This is a genomic window from Streptomyces sp. NPDC055189 (assembly GCF_053606765.1).
In genome coordinates this window covers 24,932-41,159 of the sequence record NZ_JBSGSG010000087.1, presented here as the reverse complement: position 1 = coordinate 41,159, position 16,228 = coordinate 24,932, and the positions used below count along the sequence as shown (strand labels likewise).

At 72.1% G+C, this 16,228-nt stretch carries 16 protein-coding genes; 10 read left to right on the top strand and 6 right to left on the bottom strand.

Annotation, left to right across the window (positions count from 1 at the left end; translation table 11 throughout):
- Positions 1 to 56: 56 nt before the first annotated feature.
- Genes ACWFR3_RS38340 through ACWFR3_RS38330 form a run of 3 tightly spaced genes read right to left on the bottom strand, consistent with a single transcriptional unit; the run spans position 57 to position 1,988 of the window.
- Entirely contained in the window at positions 57 to 950 is an 894-nt protein-coding gene (locus tag ACWFR3_RS38340; protein ID WP_453739322.1) for an aminoglycoside phosphotransferase family protein, read from the bottom strand.
- Between the two features lie 34 nt (positions 951 to 984).
- Positions 985 to 1,452 carry a ferritin-like domain-containing protein gene (locus ACWFR3_RS38335; RefSeq protein ID WP_453739321.1) on the bottom strand — a complete coding sequence of 156 codons (468 nt, stop codon included), beginning with the start codon at positions 1,450 to 1,452 and terminating at the stop codon, positions 985 to 987.
- Positions 1,449 to 1,988, bottom strand: coding sequence for a hypothetical protein (locus ACWFR3_RS38330; RefSeq protein WP_453739320.1), 540 nt, complete (start codon positions 1,986 to 1,988; stop codon positions 1,449 to 1,451). Before ACWFR3_RS38330 ends, ACWFR3_RS38335 begins: the two co-directional genes overlap by 4 nt.
- 246 nt (positions 1,989 to 2,234) lie before the next feature.
- Between ACWFR3_RS38330 and rimP the strand changes: the two genes are divergently transcribed.
- From rimP to ACWFR3_RS38285, 9 genes are all read left to right on the top strand, one after another.
- A complete protein-coding gene (gene rimP / locus ACWFR3_RS38325; protein ID WP_453739319.1) occupies positions 2,235 to 2,735 on the top strand; it encodes a ribosome maturation factor RimP in 501 nt (166 codons plus the stop codon).
- Between the two features lie 2 nt (positions 2,736 to 2,737).
- Complete coding sequence (gene nusA / locus ACWFR3_RS38320) at positions 2,738 to 3,736, top strand: transcription termination factor NusA (RefSeq protein ID WP_453739318.1); 999 nt, start codon at positions 2,738 to 2,740, stop codon at positions 3,734 to 3,736.
- A 99-nt stretch (positions 3,737 to 3,835) separates the two neighbouring features.
- Positions 3,836 to 4,126, top strand: a complete 291-nt coding sequence (locus ACWFR3_RS38315; RefSeq protein ID WP_453739317.1) for a YlxR family protein — start codon at positions 3,836 to 3,838, stop codon at positions 4,124 to 4,126.
- A 145-nt stretch (positions 4,127 to 4,271) separates the two neighbouring features.
- Positions 4,272 to 7,445, top strand: a complete 3,174-nt coding sequence (infB, locus tag ACWFR3_RS38310; protein ID WP_453739316.1) for a translation initiation factor IF-2 — start codon at positions 4,272 to 4,274, stop codon at positions 7,443 to 7,445.
- A gap of 139 nt (positions 7,446 to 7,584) precedes the next feature.
- Positions 7,585 to 7,878 (top strand): DUF503 domain-containing protein, encoded by a 294-nt coding sequence (locus ACWFR3_RS38305; RefSeq protein ID WP_190084823.1) that lies wholly within the window; start codon positions 7,585 to 7,587, stop codon positions 7,876 to 7,878.
- 32 nt (positions 7,879 to 7,910) lie between these two features.
- Entirely contained in the window at positions 7,911 to 8,372 is a 462-nt protein-coding gene (rbfA, locus tag ACWFR3_RS38300) for a 30S ribosome-binding factor RbfA (protein WP_453739315.1), read from the top strand.
- Complete coding sequence (truB, locus tag ACWFR3_RS38295) at positions 8,369 to 9,277, top strand: tRNA pseudouridine(55) synthase TruB (RefSeq protein ID WP_453739314.1); 909 nt, start codon at positions 8,369 to 8,371, stop codon at positions 9,275 to 9,277. The genes rbfA and truB overlap by 4 nt, the downstream gene beginning before the upstream one ends.
- A 287-nt stretch (positions 9,278 to 9,564) precedes the next feature.
- On the top strand, positions 9,565 to 13,032 hold the full coding sequence (locus ACWFR3_RS38290) for a trypsin-like peptidase domain-containing protein (protein WP_453739313.1): 3,468 nt from the start codon (positions 9,565 to 9,567) through the stop codon (positions 13,030 to 13,032).
- 115 nt (positions 13,033 to 13,147) lie between these two features.
- Complete coding sequence (locus ACWFR3_RS38285; RefSeq protein WP_453739312.1) at positions 13,148 to 14,098, top strand: bifunctional riboflavin kinase/FAD synthetase; 951 nt, start codon at positions 13,148 to 13,150, stop codon at positions 14,096 to 14,098.
- Between the two features lie 10 nt (positions 14,099 to 14,108).
- On the opposite strand, the gene ACWFR3_RS38280 is transcribed toward ACWFR3_RS38285, so the two are convergent.
- Entirely contained in the window at positions 14,109 to 14,303 is a 195-nt protein-coding gene (locus ACWFR3_RS38280) for a hypothetical protein (RefSeq protein ID WP_453739311.1), read from the bottom strand.
- 231 nt (positions 14,304 to 14,534) lie between these two features.
- Here ACWFR3_RS38280 and ACWFR3_RS38275 point away from each other — a divergent pair, with 231 nt between their 5' ends.
- Positions 14,535 to 14,720 (top strand): hypothetical protein, encoded by a 186-nt coding sequence (locus ACWFR3_RS38275; RefSeq protein ID WP_383273230.1) that lies wholly within the window; start codon positions 14,535 to 14,537, stop codon positions 14,718 to 14,720.
- Between the two features lie 92 nt (positions 14,721 to 14,812).
- Here ACWFR3_RS38275 and ACWFR3_RS38270 read toward each other — a convergent pair whose 3' ends face one another.
- Positions 14,813 to 15,010, bottom strand: coding sequence for a hypothetical protein (locus ACWFR3_RS38270; RefSeq protein ID WP_453739310.1), 198 nt, complete (start codon positions 15,008 to 15,010; stop codon positions 14,813 to 14,815).
- 197 nt (positions 15,011 to 15,207) lie between these two features.
- Positions 15,208 to 16,224 (bottom strand): oligopeptide/dipeptide ABC transporter ATP-binding protein, encoded by a 1,017-nt coding sequence (locus ACWFR3_RS38265; RefSeq protein WP_453739309.1) that lies wholly within the window; start codon positions 16,222 to 16,224, stop codon positions 15,208 to 15,210.
- Between the last annotated feature and the right edge of the window lie 4 nt (positions 16,225 to 16,228).

Below are 16,228 nucleotides of genomic sequence, written 5' to 3'. Positions count from 1 at the left end.
TTTGAGGACGAACTCGGCGAAGCCGGTGATGACGGCACGCAAGGCGCCCCCGCCCGCTACAGCCACCCCGCGAACTCCAGCAACAGCTCCGCATCCTGCTCACGCCCCACCCGCCGGGCCCGCACCCCGGACTCCACCGCCCGGAACAGGGTCCACCCCCGCAACCGCTCCTGATCCACATCAAGCGACTCGGCAAGCTTCTTCACCCGGCGGCGGGTGATCGAAGAGCCCGAGGGGGAAGCGATCAGGTCCTCGACCCGGTCGCGTACGAGCCGGGCCAGGTCGAAAGCGGGCTCCCCGACCACCGGGTCGGGCCCCACGGCCAGCCACGGCACCCGATCCCCCTGGAGCACCTTGCTCTGCCGGAAGGTGCCGTGCAGCAGCCGCACCTCCGCGTCCCCGCCGAGCAACTCGTCCCGCGCCGCGAGCGCGGCCTCGACCAGCGGTGCGACCTCCGCGTCCGCGGACGCCCGCATCGCATCGGCCTGCCGCCCCGTCCGCTCGGCGACCGTCTCGAAGCGGTGCTCCGCGGGCGGCTCCACCCACAGCCGGCGCAGCGTGCCCGCCGCTTCGAGCAGGGCCTTGGCCTCGGGCAGCGAACGGACCGAGACGTCACGGTGCAGCCGCTCCAGCAGGATCGCCCCGTCGTCGGCGGACGGGTCGAGGAGCCGTACGGCACCGAACCCGCCCCAGTGCGCGAGCGCGGCCCGCTCGCTCGCGGGCCGGGACCTCGGCGGCACCAGCTTCAGCACCGCGGGCGTATCGTCGGCGCACCGCACCAGGACGACGAGACTGCTGCGTCCACCGGGCACGTGGACCCGCTCGACGGTCAACTCGCGTAGAGCGACGGCCTGTTCGGCTGCCCCGGGCAGCTTCTCCAGCCAGTCGTCGCCGTCCCGCGCCGTCTCGCCGAGAGCGGTGACGAGACGCGGAGGCGGTTCGAGAGCCATACGCGAGGTGTTCCCTTCCTGACGGTCGTGAGGCCTACGCCTTGGGCGTCGCCGGTGCGGAGGAGTCCGCCCCGTCGCCGCGCTCGGCGAGACCAGGGAAGGCTACGCTCCCGCCGCGCCACCGCGCCGCACGGACCGCCGCCTCCCGCAGCGCCTCGGCCGCCCGCTCGCGCCGGGCGCCGCCGGAAGCACGTACGAGATCCGAGTAGACCCCGGCGACCCGCTCCTCGAGCTGCGTCGCGAGCCGCGCGGCCGCCGCGGAGTCCGGTACCGCGAAGGGCAGCGCGTAGGCGGCGGCCGACGGCTCGGGCTCGCCGCCCAGGTCGCGCACGGCGCGCTGCAACTCGTCACGCCGGGCGCGATGGGCGTCGTACGCCGTGCGTGCCTCGGCCCTGCGGCCCTCGCCGATCCGGCCGCCGACGACCCCGAAGCCGTACACGGCCGCGTGCTCGGCGCCGAGCGCCGCCTGCACGGCCTTCAACTCGTCCTTGGAATCGCTCACTTGTCGCCCTCCGTCAGCAGATACGCGTGCGCCGCGCCCGCGGCCGCCACCGACGCGAGCAGCCTTGCCAGCTCCGCTGGGGCGTCAAGGAGCGTCTTCCCGCGCTGCTTGGCAAGCTCCCGCTCGGCCTTGGCGAGCCCGCGCACGGCGTCCTTCTCGTCCTTGGGGACGGAGGGTCCGGGCGCGGACGGGGCGGACGCGGAGGGAGAGCCGGACGGGGAGGCCGGGGGAGCGGCGCCCACGGCGAGGGCCGTCTTGTGCCGCTTCACCTCCGACCGCAGCGGATCGAGCCGTCCGGCCAGCGAGGGGTGCGCGGCGAGGACGGCGTCGTACCGTCCGAGCAGCTCACCGCTGTCCTTGGCGGCGCGGGCGCGAAGGCGCGCGGCGGCGGAAGAGTGCTCGTCCTCGTTCGCGGAGCCGGAGTCCGAGCAGCCCGCGACGAGCACGGCCCCGGCCGCCGAGGCGGCGGCCCCGGTCAGCAGACTCCTGCGGCGCGGGCCCGGGCGGGCGTGCGAGGGGGTGGGATACGACGGCACGGCAGACGTCCTCGGCAGGAAGGCCAGAAAGGCAGGCAGTCAGAAGGTGGGCGGGCGAAGCCGGGCGGGAGCCCGGTGATCACCGTACCTTCGGCCGGGGCTCGTACTCGTGAGCGGCTCGAAGCCGGGCGGCCGGCGTCCGCGGAGCGGCCGGACGGCGGGCGGCAACACCCCTCGGGACCGGATACCCTTTGACCTGACACACGACGATCCCACAACAGCACACGCGGCCGAGGAGTCACCCGGATGAGCACCACCCAGAGCGAGAGGCTGCGAGAACTGCTGGAACCGCTCGTCAGCTCGAAGGAACTGGATCTCGAAGAGATCGAAGTGGCCTCGGTCGGACGCAAGCGGGTGCTGCGAGTCGTGATCGATTCCGACGACGGCGTGGACCTGGACCAGATCGCCGAGATCAGCCGCGAACTCTCCGAGAAGCTCGACGAGAGCGACGCGATGGGTGACGAGGAGTACACCCTCGAAGTCGGCTCCCCGGGCGCCGAGCGCCCGCTGACGGAGCACCGTCACTACCTGCGCGCCGTCGGCCGCCTGGTGAAGTTCCAGCTGACGGAGGGCGGCGACGAGTTGATCGCCCGCATCCTCGAAGTGGACGACGAAGGCGTGGATCTTGAAGTACCGGGCGTGAAGGGGCGCAAGCCCACCGCCCGCAGGCTCACCTTCGACGCGATCGCCAAGGCGCGCGTCGAGGTCGAGTTCAACCGCAAGGACAAGAAGGAAGAGGAGGCGTAGCCGTGGACATCGACATGAGTGCCCTGCGGGGTCTGGTCCGGGAGAAGGAGATCTCCTTCGACCTGCTGGTCGAGGCGATCGAGTCCGCTCTCCTCATCGCCTACCACCGCACCGACGGCAGCTTCCGTCGCGCACGCGTGAAGCTGGACCGCGAAAGCGGCCACGTCACGGTGTGGGCGACGGAGGACCCGGCGGATCTCGAAGAGGGCCAGGAGGCCAAGGAGTTCGACGACACCCCGTCGGACTTCGGCCGCATCGCCGCGACGACCGCCAAGCAGGTCATCCTGCAGCGCCTGCGCGACGCCCAGGACGACGCGACCCTCGGCGAGTACGCCGGCCGTGAGGGCGACATCGTCACGGGCGTGGTCCAGCAGGGCCGCGACCCGAAGAACGTGCTCGTCGACATCGGCAAGCTCGAGGCCATCCTGCCGGTGCAGGAGCAGGTGCCCGGCGAGGAGTACGGCCACGGCCTGCGCCTTCGTTCCTACGTCGTCCGGGTGGCTAAGGGCGTTCGTGGCCCCTCGGTCACGCTGTCCCGTACGCACCCCAACCTCGTCAAGAAGCTCTTCGCGCTCGAGGTGCCGGAGATCGCCGACGGGTCGGTCGAGATTTCGGCCATCGCCCGCGAGGCCGGTCACCGCACCAAGATCGCGGTGCGCTCGACCCGCTCGGGCCTCAACGCCAAGGGTGCCTGCATCGGCCCGATGGGCCAGCGTGTGCGCAACGTCATGGCCGAGCTCAACGGCGAGAAGATCGACATCGTGGACTGGTCGGACGACCCGGCCGAGATGGTCGCCCACGCGCTCTCCCCGGCGCGCGTCAGCAAGGTGGAGATCGTCGACATGGCGGCCCGTTCCGCACGGGTGACGGTGCCGGACTACCAGCTGTCCCTCGCCATCGGCAAGGAGGGCCAGAACGCCCGTCTCGCCGCGCGGCTCACGGGCTGGCGCATCGACATCCGCCCGGACACCGAGCAGCAGCAGGACTCCCCGGAGTCCTGATCGGTGCCGATGGGGCGCTGCTCGGGCCCTGATCAAGACAACAACCGTTCGATTTTTGCCCCAAAGGGGTGAGGTCGGTGCGGGGAGGTAGACTTAATCGTGTCTGGCCGGACGCAAGCCCGCGCATGCCCTGAACGCACCTGTGTGGGGTGCCGGGAGCGAGCGGCCAAGAGCGATCTGCTGCGCATCGTGGCGAAAGAGGGCGCTTGCGCCCCCGATCCAAGCGGTACGCTGCCCGGCCGGGGTGCGTATATCCACCCCGTCCCGGTCTGTCTCGACCTGGCGGTCCGACGCAGAGCGTTCCCGAGGGCCTTGAAGGCCCCGGGCCCGCTCGACACGGCGGACTTGCGCCGAGCCGTCGAGACAGTTGCCCAGCAGGCAACACCGTAAGGAAGGTCGCGCGGAACCCCGCGCGACCCTGGTATTCCGCGAGTTGGAAGTAGGTCGAGATTGCGATGAGCACTCGATGAGCACGCGATGAGTACGCCCATGAAGTAGCGACGGTCCGGCGTAACCCGGACCTAAAAGGAGCGAAGTGGCTAAGGTCCGGGTATACGAGCTCGCCAAGGAGTTCGGCGTAGAGAGCAAGGTCGTCATGGCCAAGCTCCAAGAACTCGGTGAATTCGTACGTTCGGCGTCCTCGACGATCGAGGCGCCCGTTGTACGGAAATTGACTGACGCATTGAACACGGGTGGTGGCAACGGCAAGGCCGCCGCCAAGCCCGGGGCGCCGCGCAAGCAGGCCGCCCCCAAGCCGGCGACGCCGTCGGCACCCTCTCCCGCGCAGGCCGCCCGTCCGGGTCCGGCCGCGCCCAAGCCGCCGGCGGCCAAGCCCGCCGCCGCGGCCGACAAGCCCGCGGCATCGCCGGCCACTCCCGGCCCGCGTCCGGGCCCCAAGCCGCCGACGCCCAAGCCGGCCCCGGCAGCTCCGGCTGCCCCGGCCGCGCCTGCCGCGCCCGCCGCACCGGCGAGCCCGGCTCCGGCCGCCCCGGAGTTCACCGCTCCGCCGGCTGCCCCGGCTGCCTCCTCGGCACCGGCGGGCCCCCGTCCGGGCGCTCGCCCGGGTGCCCCGAAGCCCGCGGGCCGTCCGGCCCCCGGCCAGGGTGGTCAGGGCCAGGGCCAGGGTCAGGGCGGTCGCGGTGACCGCGGCGACAACCGTCAGGGCGGCGCTCCGCGTCCCGGCGGCCAGGGTGGCGCTCCGCGCCCCGGTGGCCGTCCGGCAGGACCGCGTCCCGGCAACAACCCCTTCACCTCTGGTGGCTCCACCGGCATGGCGCGCCCGCAGGCGCCCCGTCCCGGCGGCGCCCCCCGTCCCGGCGGCCAGGGTGGCCCCGGCGGTCCCGGCGGCGCCCCGCGCCCGCAGGGCCAGGGCGGCGGCCAGGGTGCTCCTCGTCCGCAGGGCCAGGGCGGCGCTCGCCCCACGCCCGGCGGCATGCCCCGCCCGCAGGGCGGCGCTCCGCGTCCCGGCGGCGCCCCCGGTGGCGGCGGTAACCGTCCGAACCCGGGCATGATGCCGCAGCGTCCCGCCGCGGGCCCGCGTCCCGGTGGTGGCCCCGGCGGTGGCCGTGGTCCCGGCGGTGGCGGTCGTCCCGGCGGTGCCGGTGGCGGCGGTCGTCCCGGTGGCGGCGGCTTCGCGGGCCGTCCCGGTGGCGGTGGCGGCGGCTTCGCCGGTCGTCCCGGTGGTCCCGGTGGCGGTGGCGGCGGCTTCGCCGGTCGTCCCGGTGGCGGCGGCGGTCGTCCCGGCTTCGGTGGCCGTCCCGGCGGTCCCGGTGCCCGTGGTGGCACGCAGGGTGCCTTCGGCCGTCCCGGCGGGCCCGCCCGTCGTGGTCGCAAGTCGAAGCGGCAGAGGCGCCAGGAGTACGAGTCGATGCAGGCTCCGTCGGTCGGCGGCGTCATGCTGCCGAGGGGCAACGGCCAGGCGGTTCGCCTGTCCCGTGGTGCCTCGCTGACCGACTTCGCCGAGAAGATCAACGCCAACCCGGCGTCGCTCGTCGGCGTGATGATGAACCTCGGCGAGATGGTCACGGCCACGCAGTCCGTGCCGGACGAGACGCTGAAGCTGCTCGCGGACGAGATGAACTTCGTCCTCGAGATCGTCAGCCCCGAGGAGGAGGACCGCGAGCTGCTCGAGTCCTTCGACATCGAGTTCGGCGAGGACGAGGGCGGCGAGGAAGCTCTCGTCGCGCGTCCGCCGGTCGTGACCGTCATGGGTCACGTCGACCACGGTAAGACCCGACTGCTCGACGCCATCCGCAAGACGAACGTCATCGCGGGCGAGGCCGGCGGCATCACGCAGCACATCGGTGCGTACCAGGTCGGCGCCGAGGTCAACGGCGAAGACCGTCGCATCACCTTCATCGACACCCCCGGTCACGAGGCGTTCACCGCCATGCGTGCCCGTGGTGCGAAGTCCACCGACATCGCGATCCTCGTGGTCGCGGCCAATGACGGTGTGATGCCGCAGACGATCGAGGCGCTGAACCACGCCAAGGCGGCCGACGTGCCGATCGTGGTCGCGGTCAACAAGATCGACGTCGAGGGTGCCGACCCGACCAAGGTGCGCGGTCAGCTCACCGAGTTCGGTCTGGTGGCCGAGGAGTACGGCGGCGACACGATGTTCGTCGACATCTCCGCCAAGCAGGGCGAGAACATCGAGGCCCTCCTGGAGGCCGTGGTCCTGACCGCGGACGCCTCGCTCGACCTGCGCGCGAACCCGGCGCAGGACGCGCAGGGTATTGCGATCGAGTCCCACCTGGACAAGGGCCGCGGCGCCGTCGCGACCGTCCTGGTCCAGCGCGGTACCCTCCGCGTCGGTGACACGATGGTGGTCGGCGACGCGTACGGCCGAGTCCGCGCGATGCTCGACGACAAGGGCGAGAACGTGGAAGAGGCGGGTCCCTCGACTCCGGTCCTCGTCCTCGGTCTCACCAACGTGCCGGGTGCCGGCGACAACTTCCTGGTTGTCGACGAGGACCGTACGGCCCGTCAGATCGCCGAGAAGCGTGCCGCCCGTGAGCGCAACGTCCGCTTCGCCCGCAAGGGTGTGCGGTTCTCCCTGGAGAACCTGGACGAGGCCCTCAAGGCCGGTCTGGTGCAGGAACTCAACCTCATCATCAAGGGCGACGCGTCCGGTTCGGTGGAGGCTCTCGAGTCCTCGCTGCTCCAGCTCGACGTCGGCGAAGAGGTCGACATCCGCGTCCTGCACCGCGGCGTGGGTGCGGTCACCGAGTCGGACATCGACCTGGCGACCGGCTCCGACGCGATCGTGATCGGCTTCAACGTCCGTGCGGCCGGTCGTGCCGCGCAGATGGCCGACCGCGAAGGCGTGGACGTCCGTTACTACTCGGTCATCTACCAGGCGATCGAAGAGATCGAAGCGGCCCTCAAGGGCATGCTCAAGCCGGAGTACGAAGAGGTCGAGCTCGGCACGGCGGAGATCCGCGAGATCTTCCGCTCGTCCAAGCTGGGCAACATCGCCGGTGTTCTTGTCCGGTCGGGCGAGGTCAAGCGCAACACCAAGGCGCGCCTCATCCGCGACGGCAAGGTCATCGCGGAGAGCCTCAACATCTCCGGTCTGCGCCGCTTCAAGGACGACGTCACCGAGATCCGCGAAGGGTTCGAGGGCGGTATCAACCTCGGCAACTTCAACGACATCAAGATCGACGACGTCATCGCGACGTACGAGATGCGCGAGAAGCCGCGAGGCTGATCACCGCAGCTCATGTCGGGGCCGGTCGAGGGGAGGTAAATCCCGTCGATCGGCCCCGGCCGTTCCGTGTACGGTTCTTGTGTCCCTGCCAAGTGGTTGGCGGGGCACGACCCCGAACCGGCGGGACATCCGGACACACATGTATGTGGGGACTCTGTCCTTCGATCTGCTCCTCGGCGACGTTCGCTCGCTGAAGGAGAAACGCTCCGTCGTCCGCCCGATCGTCGCCGAACTCATCCGCAAGTACGCGGTGAGCGCGGCGGAGACGGGGAACCAGGACCTCCATCGCAGGGCCGAGATCGGCCTGGCGCTGGTCTCCGGGGAGACGGGGCACCTCACCGACGTACTGGACCGGTGCGAGCGCATGGTCGCCGCCCGTCCCGAGGTGGAGCTGCTCTCCGTTCGACGCAGGCTCCACGGCGACGAAGACTGATTGCACAGCAAGGCGAAGAAGGAGACGGAGCAGTGGCCGACAACGCGCGGGCGAAAAGGCTGGCGGACCTCATCCGAGAGGTGGTTGCCCAGAAGCTGCAGCGCGGGATCAAGGACCCGCGGCTCGGTACGCATGTGACCATCACGGACACCCGGGTCACGGGTGACCTGCGGGAGGCGACCGTCTTCTACACGGTCTACGGGGACGACGAGGACCGTGCGTCGGCCGCCGCCGGTCTGGAGAGCGCCAAGGGCGTCCTCCGTTCGGCGGTGGGTGCGGCCGCGGGCGTGAAGTTCACCCCGAGCCTCACCTTCGTGGCGGACGCGCTGCCGGACAACGCCAAGGCCATCGAGGACCTCCTCGACCGGGCCAGGCTCTCGGACGAGAAGGTGCGCGAGGTGTCCGCGGGCGCCGAGTTCGCCGGCGGGGCCGACCCGTACCGCAAGCCCGAGGACGAGTCCGACGAAGAAACGGACGGCGACGCCCGCGCATGAGCAACACCGGCAACAAGACGCCGGACGGACTTGTCATCGTCGACAAGCCGTCCGGCTTCACTTCGCATGACGTGGTGGCCAAGATGCGCGGGATCGCCAAGACCCGCCGCGTCGGCCACGCGGGCACCCTCGACCCCATGGCGACGGGCGTGCTCGTCCTCGGGGTCGAGCGGGCGACCAAACTCCTCGGCCACCTCGCGCTGACGGAGAAGGAGTATCTCGGCACGATCCGGCTCGGCCAGAACACGGTCACGGACGACGCCGAGGGGGAGCTCACCTCGTCGGCCGATGCCTCGGGGATCAAGCGGGACGCGATCGACGCGGGCATCGCCAAGCTCTCCGGCGACATCATGCAGGTGCCGTCGAAGGTCAGCGCCATCAAGATCGACGGCAAGCGCTCCTACACCCGGGCGCGCGAGGGCGAGGACTTCGAGATCCCCGCCCGGCCGGTGAAGATCTCCGCCTTCACCGTGTACGACGTCAGGGACGCCGTGGCCGAGGACGGCACCCCCGTACTCGACCTGGTCGTGTCGGTGGTCTGCTCGTCGGGGACGTACATCCGCGCCCTCGCCCGCGACCTCGGCGCGGACCTCGGGGTCGGCGGCCATCTGACGGCGCTGCGGCGCACCCGAGTCGGGCCGTACAAGCTGGACGCCGCCAAGACCATCGACCAGCTCCAGGAGGAGCTGACGGTGATGCCGGTGGCCGACGCGGCCGCCGCGGCGTTCCCGCGCTGGGACGTGGACGAGAAGCGGGGGCGGTTGCTGCTCAACGGCGTACGGATAGAGATGCCGGAGGAGTACGCCGGAGTCGGCGCCGTCGCCGTCTTCGATCCGGAGGGCCGGTTCCTGGTCCTGGCCGAGGAGCTGAAGGGCAAGGCCAAGAGCCTGGCCGTCTTCGCCTGAGCCGTTTTCGCCCGGGCCATCTGTGACCGGGCTTTCTCTGCCCTGGCCGGCCCGTTCGCGGGTCTTCGCCGTGGAGCGGCGGACAGCTGTGCGTGTGGCAGCGCGCCGCTCCACGGCAAACCCCCCACCCCTAGATGTATCCACTACGCCCTGCCGATTCACCCCATCAGGTGGGCGCTCGGAGTGAACCGAGGGAGTGGAAGGGGGCGCGTTCGCGACGCGTTCTGTCCCGCTGATCACCGCCGACCTACCGTCGGTGGAACGGGGCGTTCGCGGGAGGTTCGGGCATGGCGGGACAAAGTGACCCGGCGGCGCTCGACCGTGCCCTGGTACGGATCTGCGATCTGGCCGGGCGCCCGCGGGGGATGGGATTCGCCGCCGACGACCACGGCACGGTGATCACCAGTCATGAAGCCGTCGACGGGCTTGCGCGGCTCGTGCTGCACGCGGCGGGGGAGCGCGTGTGCGTGGCGACCGCCGACGCCGTGGTGGCCCTGCCCGAGTCCGACCTCGCGCTTGTCCGCACGGAGGGCCTCGGCCTGCGCCCGCTGCCCGTCACGGTCCGCGACGCCGTCCCCGTCGGTGCCTACGTACATCTGGTCGCGCGCGGCCGGCGTGAGGCGCGGGTCCTTGGTCCGGCTCCGGTGACGTACACGGCGACGGACCGCTTCCACCTGATCGACGGCGCCATGGAGCTGGCGATCGGCACGGACGGCGCGGACGCGCTGCGGCTCGGCGGCGGGGCCGCCGGCGGTCCGGTCGTCGATGTCTCGTCCGGTGCCGTGCTCGCCGTCCTCGGGACCGCGCTGCACGGCGAGCACAGCGCGGCGGGGTTCGCCGTGCCGCTGCGGGAGGCGGCCGCCGCAGATCCGGGAGGGCCGCTCGCCGAGCTCCTTGCCCGTAACGCGGCGACCGTTCCCGCGTACGCCCGCGATCTCAATCTGGCGGGTGCGCTGAACCTGGCGGCGACCTCGGTGGGTTCCGACGGGCCCCGGCCCGCCCTCCTCGAACCGGTCGAACGCCCGGACACCGCAAGGGAGTTGACCCGGTTCACGGCCGGAACCGCACAGGTGCTCGGCCTGGTCGGCGACCCCGGCACGGGCCGGACGACGGAGCTCACCGCCCTGGCCGCGCTGCGTGCCAGGGGCGCCGAACCGGCTCCGACGCTGTGGCTGCGCGGCGCCGACCTCCAGGGCACGGACACGGGTGTGGGCGACGCGGTGGAGCGGGCGCTGGAGCGGGCTGGGCGGATCCTGGAGGCCTCGGACGGGTCGCTCGCCGAAGCGGACGACGGGCTCGGGGACATCTCCGCCGGTCGGGTCGCGCGGCTCGTGCGGGACGAGGGGCGGGCGTTGCTGCTGCTGCTCGACGGGCCCGAGGAGATGCCGCCGGTCCTCGCGCACCGCCTCGCGGAGTGGAGCGGGGGGACGGCCCGGTGGTTGCGGGAGACGGGCGCGCGGCTCGTGGTGGGCTGCCGGGCGGAGTACTGGGAGCAGGCAGGGGCGCACTTTCCCGCATCGCTTTCGGCGGGGCGCGCGCAGCTGGGGGATCTGCCCGAGGGGCAGGCGCGGCTCGCCCGTGCGGGGTACGGCATCCCGGACGGAGCGCTCGCCGCGGCCGACGCACGCCATCCCCTCGCCCTGCGGCTGCTCGCCGAGGTGCGGGCGGCCCTGCCGGACGAGCCGCCGCCGGGGCGCCCGGACCGCGAGGAGATCTTCGAGGCCTACCTCGACGTGCTGTGCCTGCGGGTGGCGGTGCGGCTCGCGGCGGCGAGCGGGCTTCGGGGTGCGGCCGTACGGCGCCTCGCGGCGAAGGTGTCCGGGCAGGTGCACGAGGCCGCGCGGCGGTCCCTGGGGCCGGGACAGGGGGAGCTCGACCGGGCGTCGTTCGAGGACGTGTTCCCGTGGGGGTCGGGGTGGGCATCGGCGGTCCTCACGGAGGGGCTGCTCGTCCCCGCCGGGGACGGTTACCGCTTCGCGCACGAGGAGCTCGCGGACTGGATCCAGGGGATGCACCTGGATGTGGACGGGGCGTTGTGGTCGCTCGTACACCGGCACCGTGAGGCGGTGCCGGAGGCGGCTCTGCCGGTGCCCCTGCCCCGGCACCGGATCGGCCCCGTGATCCAGGCCCTGCTGTTCCTGGGCCGCCAGCGGGGGCCCGCGGAACTGGAAGCACGGCTAGGGGATTTGGCGGGGTTCACCGGGCCCTGCCCAACGCCCGCCGCATCGGCCCCCGGCGGAGAGGACTGTGCCCACCCGTCCCGCCCTGCGGGACGATTGCCCACAGCGGCGGCGGCCTCCGTTGCGGGCAGGGTTCCCGAACCGCCGGGGGCGGAGGCGCAGGGCGACGCCCGGTGGTGGGCCGATCACCTGGTCAGGGAGACCCTCTCCCGGGTGGGCGACGCGGGCCCCTACCTCGGGCTGCTCGAAACGCTGGCCCAGCAGCGCGGCTACCCCGCCGAGTTCTGGCTGGGCCTGCCCCTGACCGACGCCGACCGCTTCGATCTGCTGCGGACGGCAGTGGTCCACGACCTCCCGCCCGGCCCTTCGCAGGGGCGTTGCCTGGACGCGGTGGCGGAGCTCCTGGCAGAGGACCCGGCCAAGGTGCAGCCACAACTGACCCGGTGGTTCACCGACGAACGCCCCCTCGAAGCCACCCCGGACGCCACCGTCGCATCGGCGGCCCAGGCACTCCTCCACACCCACCGCCACCGCGCCATCGACGACCTCATCGAGATCCTGGTCGACTGCGCGCACCCCCGCGCCGACGAACTGCTCGCCGCCCTCGCGGAGGAGGAGCCCTCCGCCATCTGCCGGGCCGTCGACCGCTGGGTCCACGACGAGCGCCCCGCACGCCATGTCGCCGCCGTCGCCTACGGCCTGCGCGCCGCCCCGCACGCCGCCACGGACGCCGACCGCAGGCTCCTGCGGTACACGGCCCTCGCCCTGCTCGCCCGCAGCTGTGACGACACCCTGCACGGCGCCGCCCTCGCCCTGCTCGTCCAGGACCCGCAGACCCGCGCACGCCATCTGCCGCCCGCCCTGAAGCGCTTCACCGCCGGTGACCCGCAGTTGCCGGCGAGCGCGCTCGTCACCGCCCTGGACACCCACCCGGAGCAGGTGCTCGCGGCTTTCCGGACCCGTCTGTACGGGCCGGGCCCCGCACCGGGAGACGTACTGCGCAGCCTGGCCGACGTGACGGCGCCCGTGCCGGCCCGGCGGGTGGCCGATCTCGTACGGGACGTGCTCGAGCTGCGCCCCGACCTGGCGGGGCACGTGGCCGCGTACCTCGATCTGCGTTTCGAGCACGGCCCCGGCGTCCGCGCCGTTCTGTTCCCGCTGGTCACCGGCCTGCTGCGGCACTGCCCTGCCCCGGTGCGCGCCGCGCTCGCCACAGCCGTCGCCGCCCCAGGCACCGAGGCCTCGCGCGCCCTGCGGACCGAGCTCCTGGACGTGCTGCTCGACGGGGAGCGGGAGCCCGAAGTCCTGGACGCCGTGCTCTGCGCCGCGGCGGGCGGCGACGACAAGGAGCGGGTCCGAGATCTGGTGCACCGCACCGGCGTGCTGCTCGTCCGCACCCCGGAGGGCGCGACCTGCTTCGACCGGCGCCTGGTCGAGCTGGCCCGTTCGGTACCGGGCTTCTCCGCCCTGGTCGCCCGGTGGATGTGCGCGGACCCGCAGGACTGGTCCGCCCTCGTCGGTCCCAGCTCCCGGCGCATGATCGAGAACCTCGCCGGAGCACGTGTCCCGGCGTGACCCCCGCCACCCCCTCCGATGCCATCCCGATCGCGCGGGCATGGCAGTCTTAGACCTGCGCAATCGGCAATGGGACGTACCCAGACGTACACAGGTTCGGCGAGGAGCAAAGACAGTGCAGCGCTGGCGTGGCTTGGAGGACATCCCCCAGGACTGGGGGCGCAGCGTCGTCACCATCGGTTCCTACGACGGCGTACACCGCGGACACCAGCTGATCATCGGCCGTGCGGTGGCACGCGCCCGTGAGCTCGGCGTGCCCGCCGTGGTCGTCACCTTCGACCCGCACCCCTCCGAGGTCGTGCGCCCGGGCAGCCACCCGCCGCTGCTCGCCCCGCACCACCGGCGCGCCGAACTCATGGCCGACCTCGGCGTGGACGCGCTCCTCATCCTGCCGTTCACCACGGAGTTCTCGAAGCTGTCGCCCGCCGACTTCGTCGTGAAGGTCCTGGTCGACAAGCTGCACGCACGCCTGGTCGTCGAGGGCCCCAACTTCCGCTTCGGCCACAAGGCCGCGGGCAACGTCGCCTTCCTGACCGAGCTCGGCGCCACGTACGACTACGAAGTCGATGTCATCGACCTGTTCGTGAGCGGCGAGGCAGGCGGCGGCGAGCCCTTCTCCTCGACCCTCACCCGGCGCCTGGTCGCCGAGGGCGACGTGAAGGGCGCGGCGGAGATCCTCGGCCGCCCGCACCGCGTCGAGGGCATCGTCGTACGGGGCGCGCAGCGCGGACGCGAACTGGGCTTCCCCACCGCCAACGTGGAGACGCTGCCGCACACCGCCATCCCCGCCGACGGCGTCTACGCGGGGTGGCTGCACGCCCAGGGCGAGGCGATGCCCGCGGCGATCTCCGTCGGCACGAACCCGCAGTTCGACGGGACGGAGCGGACGGTCGAGGCGTACGCGATCGACCGTGTGGGGCTCGACCTGTACGGGCTGCACGTCGCCGTCGACTTCCTGGCCTTCGTGCGCGGCCAGGCGAAGTTCGAGTCCATCGACGAGCTGCTCGTCGCCATCTCGGACGACGTGAAGCGCTCCCGCGAACTGATCGAGGCCGCTCCCCGGTAGCACCTCCCGCTTATCGGAGCTGGGGCAGGTTGATGCTGTTGACCAGCGGGCCCTCGACGGTGACTCCCTCGGTGATCAGCGACTCGACCGGCGGCAGCGGGCCGGCGCAGGACCCTCTGTGCTGCGAGGCCGAAGCGCTGATCGCGGTGACGGACAGGGCGAGGACCGCGAGCAGGGTGACGGTCAGAGCGCGGCGATGACGCATGCGATCTCTGCTTCCTTCCGGGTTCTTGCGGGTCCTCCGGACGCCGGGTTAGCCCACATGGGCGACGCATGATCCCCGGCGTCCGACGACCCTTTCGTATGATCGTCGGTGACTTCTCGGCCGTGCCGCGGTTACGCACGGCGAGCGGGACGCGTTCGGCGTCCCGCACTCGCACGGTCCAAGGAGTTCGCAGTGAACGGCAGTTGGGTCCAGACCACTTCCCGCTGGGCGCTGATCGCGGCGGTGGCGGCAGTGCCGTCCGTGCTGTGCTCCGGCGCGGCACACGCCGACGAGACGAACCACAACTCGCACAACGGGCCCAGCGTTTCGCTGATCAGCACCGGTCAGATCGACGACCCGATGGAGGACGTGCTGGAGCACACCCTCAACTTCGGCGACGGGTACAGGTGGGGCTGACACACTGAGCCGCTCGTGCTCGTCGCGTACTTGTGCGGGTCCAGGGACCCGCACAAGTACGCGACGGCGCAGGTGTGTTCAGACCGCTCGGATCACGGGGCGAGGCATGCCGCGCCCGGCACCTCGGAGGGGAGGCCGGGGCTCGCCGGATCGACGAGCGTGGTCACGTCACCGGCAGCCTGCGCCACGCAGTCGACGGTGGCCACGGGATCCGGGATGGCGCTCGCCGGCGCGGCAAGGACCCCGAGCAGTGCGAAGGCCCCGAGGATGACGGCGGCGGAACGGCGCATGGAAATCTCCTTCACTTAGGTGGAGTTGCTTACGGTCCGTGATCGAACCGAACCGATCTGTAACTCCCCAGCGCCCACGCCCGATAGGCCCCGTATCACCCGTACGTGCAAGAAGTAACGATCCGTCGTGACATTCCGCTTCGTCCCCCACGAGATTCCGCTTCGTCCCCGCCGTTCGTTCGGGAACGAGACCTCGATCAGACGCCGGACGGGCTGAGGCGGGCCGCCGCCCAGTGGCACGCCACCTGCGTCTCGCTTCCGCCGGACAGCACCGGCAGATCCTCCGACCGGCAGCGGTCCGCCACCCCCGCCCTCTCCGCCTCACCCGAGGCGAGAACCTGGCAGCGCGCGTGGAAGCGGCAGCCGCCCGGGATACGGGACGGGTCCGGCGGCTCGCCCGTAAGGACGACCGGCTCGCCCGGGGCCTCCGGCAGCACCGACAACAGCGCCTGCGTGTAAGGGTGCTGAGGCGACGTCAGTACTTCCTCCACCGTCCCCGTCTCCACGATCCGGCCCAGGTACATCACCGCGACGCGGTCGGCGATGTTCCACGCCAGGCCCAGGTCGTGCGTCACCACAAGCGCGGACAGGCCCAGTTCCTCGCGGAGCCTGAGCAGCAGAGCCAGGATCTCGCCGCGAACGGACGCGTCGAGCGAGGCCACCGGCTCGTCAGCGACGATCAGTTCGGGCTCCAGGACCAGCGCGCCCGCGATGACGACGCGCTGGCGCTGGCCGCCCGACAGCTCGTGCGGATAGCGCAGGAAGAACCGCTCGGGCGGACGCAGGCCCGCCCGTGACAGGGCGTCGGCGACCGCCGCCCGCTCGTCACCCCCGTACCCGTGGATGCGCAGCCCCTCCGCCACGGCCTCGTACACCGTGTGGCGCGGATTCAGGGACCCGCTGGGGTCCTGCAGGACCAGCTGGACGCGCTTGCGGTACGCCTTCAGGGCCCGGCCCGCGTAGTCGAGCGGCTTGCCGCCGAAGGTCACCTTGCCGGACGTGGGGGACACCAGGCCGAGCAGCGAGCGTGCCAGCGTCGTCTTGCCGCAGCCCGACTCGCCGACCAGGGCCACGATCTCGCCCGGCTTGATGTCGAGGTCGACGCCGTCCACGGCCCGCGCGGGCGGTGCGCCACGGCGGCCGGGGAACGTGATGTGCAGGTCGCCCGCCGAGAGCAGGGGATCAGCCGACAGCAGGGAATCATCGGTGGTCATGCGT